The organism is Parasphingorhabdus marina DSM 22363 (assembly GCF_900128895.1).
Classification (GTDB): Bacteria; Pseudomonadota; Alphaproteobacteria; order Sphingomonadales; family Sphingomonadaceae; genus Parasphingorhabdus; species Parasphingorhabdus marina.
Genome location: NZ_FSQW01000002.1, coordinates 1,473,988 through 1,480,000, shown reverse-complemented (window position 1 = coordinate 1,480,000; position 6,013 = coordinate 1,473,988). Strand labels below are relative to the sequence as shown.

Below are 6,013 nucleotides of genomic sequence, written 5' to 3'. Positions count from 1 at the left end.
GGTGGTTTTCCACCGGATTGAGAGCACTTAATTGGCACATAGTATTCATATTTGAATTACTAAAGGCTGAGTAATAATTGTCCGCACACACAGGCAAGGCCGAATTGGCCATTGCAAAGCGCTTTTTTATGCAAGGGGCGTGGAGCTTTGTTCCAATCTTGTTGTTGGTGGTGTGGATTCTCAAGCGTGAGGTAAGAGCATTTGGTGGATGCCTTGGCATGTACAGGCGATGAAGGACGTGGCACGCTGCGATAAGCGTTGGGGAGATGTGAGCAATCTTTGATCCAGCGATTTCCGAATGGGGGAACCCATCCTCACCATTTATTTTTGTTTTGAAGTCTTCGGATGACAAGATGAGAGTAAATGGGGAAGGATATCATCAGGTTGAATAAAATAGACCTGGTGAAGCGAACCCGGCGAACTGAAACATCTCAGTAACCGGAGGAAAAGACATCAACCGAGATTCCGTTAGTAGTGGCGAGCGAACGCGGACCAGGCCAGTGCCTTGTTGTAAATTAGCAGAACATTCTGGAAAGTTTGACCATAGTGGGTGACAGTCCCGTATGCGAAAATGATCAACAGGGACTTGAGTAGGGCGGAACACGTGAAATTCTGTCTGAATATGGGGGGACCACCCTCCAAGCCTAAATACTCGTACATGACCGATAGCGAACAAGTACCGTGAGGGAAAGGTGAAAAGCACCCCGATTAGGGGAGTGAAATAGTACCTGAAACCGAATGCTTACAAGCAGTTGGAGCCGCATATGCGGTGACAGCGTACCTCTTGCATAATGGGTCAGTGACTTAATTTATCGAGCAAGCTTAAGCCGTTAGGTGTAGGCGCAGCGAAAGCGAGTCTGAATAGGGCGAATGAGTTCGATGAATTAGACCCGAAACCCGGCGATCTAGGCATGACCAGGTTGAAGGTGCGGTAACACGCACTGGAGGACCGAACCGTTTAATGTTGAAAAATTATCGGATGAGTTGTGTTTAGGGGTGAAAGGCCAATCAAGCCGGGAAATAGCTGGTTCTCCGCGAAAACTATTGAGGTAGTGCCTCGGATGTTTTCCTATGGGGGTAGAGCACTGGATGGGCTAGGGGGTCGCGAGATCTACCAAACCTAACCAAACTCCGAATACCATAGAGACAAGTCCGGGAGACAGACGGCGGGTGCTAAGGTCCGTCGTCGAAAGGGAAACAGCCCTAACCTACAGCTAAGGTCCCCAAGTCATATCTAAGTGGGAAAGCATGTGGGAATCCCAAAACAACCAGGAGGTTGGCTTAGAAGCAGCCATCCTTTAAAGAAAGCGTAACAGCTCACTGGTCTAAATAAGGGTTCCTGCGGCGAAGATGTAACGGGGCTAAAGATATGCACCGAAGCTTAGGGTTGCAGTTTACTGCAGCGGTAGCGGAGCGTTCCGTAAGCGGATGAAGCCGAAGGGTAACCGACGGTGGACGTATCGGAAGTGCGAATGCTGACATGAGTAGCGACAAACAGAGTGAGATGCTCTGTCGCCGAAAGCCCAAGGGTTCCTGCTTAAAGCTAATCTGAGCAGGGTGAGTCGGCCCCTAAGACGAGCCCGAAGGGGGTAGTCGATGGGAACACGGTTAATATTCCGTGACCTGGTGGAATGTGACGGATCTCGTGTGTTGTCTGGTCTTATTGGATTGATCAGGCTTCGAAGAGGTTCCAGGAAATAGCTCCACCATATAGACCGTACCCGAAACCGACACAGGTGGGCAGGTAGAGTATACCAAGGCGCTTGAGAGAAGTATCCTGAAGGAACTCGGCAAATTACCTCCGTAACTTCGGGAGAAGGAGGCCCTGTCAGAAGGCAACTTTTGGCAGGGGGCACAAGCTGGGGGGTAGCGACTGTTTAGCAAAAACACAGGACTCTGCTAAGTCGGCTTCAAGACGACGTATAGGGTCTGACGCCTGCCCGGTGCTCGAAGGTTAAGAGGAGAGATGAAAGTCTTGAATTGAAGCCCGAGTAAACGGCGGCCGTAACTATAACGGTCCTAAGGTAGCGAAATTCCTTGTCGGGTAAGTTCCGACCTGCACGAATGGCGTAACGACTTCCCCACTGTCTCCAGGATATGCTCAGCGAAATTGAATTCTCCGTGAAGATGCGGAGTACCCGCGGTTAGACGGAAAGACCCCGTGCACCTTTACTGCAGCTTCAGAGTGGCATTAGGAAAGAATTGTGTAGAATAGGTGGGAGGCTTTGAAACCATGGCGCCAGTCGTGGTGGAGCCATAATGTGAAATACCACCCTATTGTTTTCTGGTGTCTAACCTAGATCCGTTATCCGGATCAGGGACCCTCTGTGGCGGGTAGTTTGACTGGGGCGGTCGCCTCCTAAAGAGTAACGGAGGCGCGCGATGGTTGGCTCAGGACGGTTGGAAACCGTCTGTTAGAGTGCAATGGCATAAGCCAGCCTGACTGCGAGACTGACAAGTCGAGCAGAGACGAAAGTCGGTCATAGTGATCCGGTGGTCCCTCGTGGAAGGGCCATCGCTCAACGGATAAAAGGTACGCCGGGGATAACAGGCTGATGATTCCCAAGAGCTCATATCGACGGAATCGTTTGGCACCTCGATGTCGGCTCATCACATCCTGGGGCTGGAGCAGGTCCCAAGGGTTTGGCTGTTCGCCAATTAAAGTGGTACGTGAGCTGGGTTCAGAACGTCGCGAGACAGTTTGGTCCCTATCTGCCGTGGGCGTCGATAATTGAGAGGAGTTGACCCTAGTACGAGAGGACCGGGTTGAACATACCTCTGGTGTACCAGTCATGCCGCCAGGCGTGCTGCTGGGTAGCTATGTATGGACGGGATAACCGCTGAAAGCATCTAAGCGGGAAGCCTCCCTCAAGATAAGTTATCATCGAGTCGTGGAAGACCACCACGTTGATAGGCTGGGTGTGGAAGCATGGTAACATGTGAAGCTAACCAGTCCTAATTACTCTTTTCGCGCTTGTAGAATCCCGCCATCAACAACAATGTTGGAAAACATCGTTGTGGCGTGGACGATTGAGCTCGGCCCATGGTGAAAGTGCACACCGTCAGTGTTTTGCTGACAAGATGTGCGCTCATAACCACATCGATTAAAAGACCCGTGACTACAGCTTATGCGCTTGCTTCATTGCTTGGTGGCCATAGCGACTGTGACCCACCCGATCCCATCTCGAACTCGGCCGTGAAACCAGTTAGCGCCGATGGTACTTTGTCTTAAGGCATGGAAGAGTAGGTCGTCGCCAGGCATTGCAGCAGGCGCATGAACATGAAGTCACGCGGAAATAACCCATTCACTTTTTCAAAAAGCGGCCTGTCCGGCATCGGGCCGGCCGCTTTTTATTTTGGCGCGGGATGGAGCAGTCCGGTAGCTCGTCAGGCTCATAACCTGAAGGTCGTAGGTTCAAATCCTACTCCCGCAACCAATTTATTGAAGAAAATCAAAACATTACAAGCCTCGCTGTTACCAGCGGGGCTTTTTTGTTTTGCTGCTGTAAGCACACAGTAAGCAAGGTGGAGAGTGCTTCTGATGAGAAAGCGCGGCATGATCTATGTCGTGAGTGTTCGTCTGCTCCCAAAAAGTGGTCTCGAGTGTAAGCCAGCCACGACAAATCAGGACGTATGAATCAGCCCTTCCTTCAACCTCTTGTCCCTCGCGCTCCAATAGTCGCAATCATCGTCCTGGCGCGGAATGCCCCCACAATGGTGCTTTCTTCTTTTGACCGGCCGGCGGCGCCTGGTTGAATATTATCTCGTTGGCTTCGGCCAGGTTACATGCCTGTTATTCATTGCTTGTCTCAAAAGCACTCGTTCAAAGACCGGTTCTGTCATGGTCGTTGCGTTGACATGCTGGAAGTAAAGTAGCAGGCGACGCGCAAAGGGGAGTTTCATGAAAAAAGCCGCAATGAAAATTATTGCTGCACTGGGAATATTGAGTCTGCCAACACCAGCACTCGCCTACCATACTGTCCGCGTTGGTGATGCTTCGCAAATCAAATTCGTGATTTCTGGTAACAGGGTCTATCTTCGCAATCTGGATAGTTTCGACTCAAACTGGCTGGGCTGTTGCTACAATTACTGGATGGACCTCACAACAGAGACCGGAAAGTCGCAATATGCCTATTTCCTCTTGCGCTATGCATCTGGAGAATCGATCGACCTGCTGGTCAACGACCGGACCCAGCCAGGTGCGATCTACCACCTGGGCAATTTTATGTAGGCTTGATGAGGCCTAACTTTCGTGCATCTTTTTCTCTTCCGGGCATGGTCAATCAACAAGACTTTCGATTTGTTTGATCTGGTTCATTGAGGCTTCTCAAGTGACATGAAATACGGGAATACTGCGGGAACCTGCCACGAAAAATTGGTGAAAGAGGCGCAGTCGGCTGGTGCTGGTGCGGCGCCATAGTTGAAATAAAACACCATGCTTTGCTGGGTGGCTACTGCGGTCATGAACATGGAGAGCCACCCCTGACAGGTTTCCGGAGCGATGGTTCCGGCATTGGTGGCGTGACCGGTTGTCAGATTGCACATATAGGGCCAGCCCATGCCCTCCAGTTTGGGAATTACGGTTCCGTTGGGATCGGTCCCCACCGAGGTGATCTTGACATTGCACGTGATGGTCCCTGCCTGGGCCTGCGTAACACCCGGTCCGAGACTCAGTATCGCCAGAATTATCAGTCGAGCGTTGCTCAGGACATGTGCTGTCGACAAAAGCAAATTTGAGATCATCTTCGATTTTCCCTGTTTTTTACAAGATGATTCGATTCATCTCTGAGTATATGAACAGTTTCATGCACCATGGTATAGAATATCCCCCATAATGGGCCTATCTTTGATAGTAATAAATTTGGCTATTGGTGAAAGCATTTTCCTTGGAATTGCACCTGATTGAATAGCTATATCAATCCGAATTTTGTGAAAATAACTGATCAATGTCCGTTACTGTCAGGGCAGGTGCATTGACATATAAAAATCGAAAATGCAGCCCTCATGCAAAGGGGATCTTTATGCACTTTGCGAAATTGATTGGCAAAACCGGTCAGGGACACACCAGAAACTCCAGTCGCAAAGTAAAAATATCTGCCCGTCTGTTCGCCTGTTCACTGACCACCTGCTTCGTCGCCATGCCTGTTCTTGCGGGCGAGACGGTTCTTTATACCTATGACGAGCTGGGCCGGCTGGTACGAACCCAGCAAACGGGTTCGATCAACAACGGCGTCACAACGGACATCGATTATGACGATGCGGGGAACCGGACCGGCTATGAAGTTACGGGGTCCAGCGGAGCCGGTTCGGATGGCGGTGCGACCGGCAATGTCGGCGGCGGTTCCGGCAGCAATACTGGCGGTGGTGGCTCCGGAGGTGGTGGGGAAACACCGCCGGGCTTTGCCGTTTCGGACACCAGCACCACCGAGGGTGGCAATCTGGTGTTTACCGTCACAAAGAGCGGCAGCGTTACCAGCAGCTATTCTGTTTCCTACGCGACAGCCAACGGGTCGGCAGTCACCGGATCGGACTATGCCGCGAAATCCGGCACACTGACATTTAACGGTTCAACAGGTTCGCTGACGGTCAGTGTCGCAACCGTCAACGACAGTATATTTGAGCAAACAGAAGCCATGTATCTGAATCTGTCCAACCCCACTGGCGGTTCGACGATCACCGACAGCCAGGGCGCGGGCACGATTTCCGACAATGATGTCCAGAACAACCCGCCCACTGCCAATAATGACACGCTGATTGCCTTTTGCGGACAGGGCGTGAAAAACGTGCTGCTGAACGACACCGATCCCGATGGTGATGCGCTGTCGGTCGCCAGCATTACCGGTGGCGGCGGAATGGCCCTGTCCGAAAATAATGGCCTGATCATTGCCGAAAATGCATCCACCGGTTCCTTCACCTACACGCTTCAGGATGCCCATGGCGCAACCGACACCGCCACGGTCTTTGTGACCAACAGCTGCGGCGGCGGAGGGCCATTCGAATGAGTGATCCCGCG

The 6,013-nt window shown here is 51.5% G+C and carries 3 protein-coding genes, 1 tRNA gene and 2 rRNA genes; 5 read left to right on the top strand and 1 reads right to left on the bottom strand.

What is annotated here, in order from left to right:
- Positions 1–181: 181 nt before the first annotated feature.
- The 4 genes from BUQ90_RS16885 (at position 182) to BUQ90_RS16870 (ending at position 4,231) form a co-directional block, all read left to right on the top strand.
- A 23S ribosomal RNA gene (locus BUQ90_RS16885) occupies positions 182–2,979 on the top strand.
- A 166-nt stretch (positions 2,980–3,145) separates the two neighbouring features.
- Positions 3,146–3,260: ribosomal RNA gene (gene rrf, locus BUQ90_RS16880) — 5S ribosomal RNA — on the top strand.
- A 100-nt stretch (positions 3,261–3,360) separates the two neighbouring features.
- Positions 3,361–3,437 (top strand) — tRNA-Met (locus tag BUQ90_RS16875).
- 464 nt (positions 3,438–3,901) lie between these two features.
- Positions 3,902–4,231: a hypothetical protein gene (locus BUQ90_RS16870; protein ID WP_074206245.1), complete on the top strand. Its 330-nt coding sequence runs from the start codon at positions 3,902–3,904 to the stop codon at positions 4,229–4,231.
- Between the two features lie 83 nt (positions 4,232–4,314).
- Here the strand turns inward: BUQ90_RS16870 and BUQ90_RS16865 are convergent, their stop codons facing one another.
- Positions 4,315–4,743, bottom strand: a complete 429-nt coding sequence (locus BUQ90_RS16865; RefSeq protein WP_074206244.1) for a hypothetical protein — start codon at positions 4,741–4,743, stop codon at positions 4,315–4,317.
- Between the two features lie 278 nt (positions 4,744–5,021).
- On the opposite strand from BUQ90_RS16865, the gene BUQ90_RS16860 reads away from it, so the two are divergent.
- The gene (locus BUQ90_RS16860) at positions 5,022–6,002 is read left to right on the top strand and encodes a Calx-beta domain-containing protein (RefSeq protein ID WP_074206243.1); all 981 of its coding nucleotides are present in this window, start codon (positions 5,022–5,024) and stop codon (positions 6,000–6,002) included.
- The last annotated feature ends 11 nt before the right edge of the window (positions 6,003–6,013 follow it).

Bases quoted from the DNA above. Each gene is read 5' to 3' on its own strand.
- BUQ90_RS16860 (WP_074206243.1), top strand. From the start codon at position 5,022: ATGCACTTTGCGAAATTGATTGGCAAAACCGGTCAGGGACACACCAGA.
- BUQ90_RS16865 (WP_074206244.1), bottom strand. From the start codon at position 4,743: ATGATCTCAAATTTGCTTTTGTCGACAGCACATGTCCTGAGCAACGCT.
- BUQ90_RS16870 (WP_074206245.1), top strand. From the start codon at position 3,902: ATGAAAAAAGCCGCAATGAAAATTATTGCTGCACTGGGAATATTGAGT.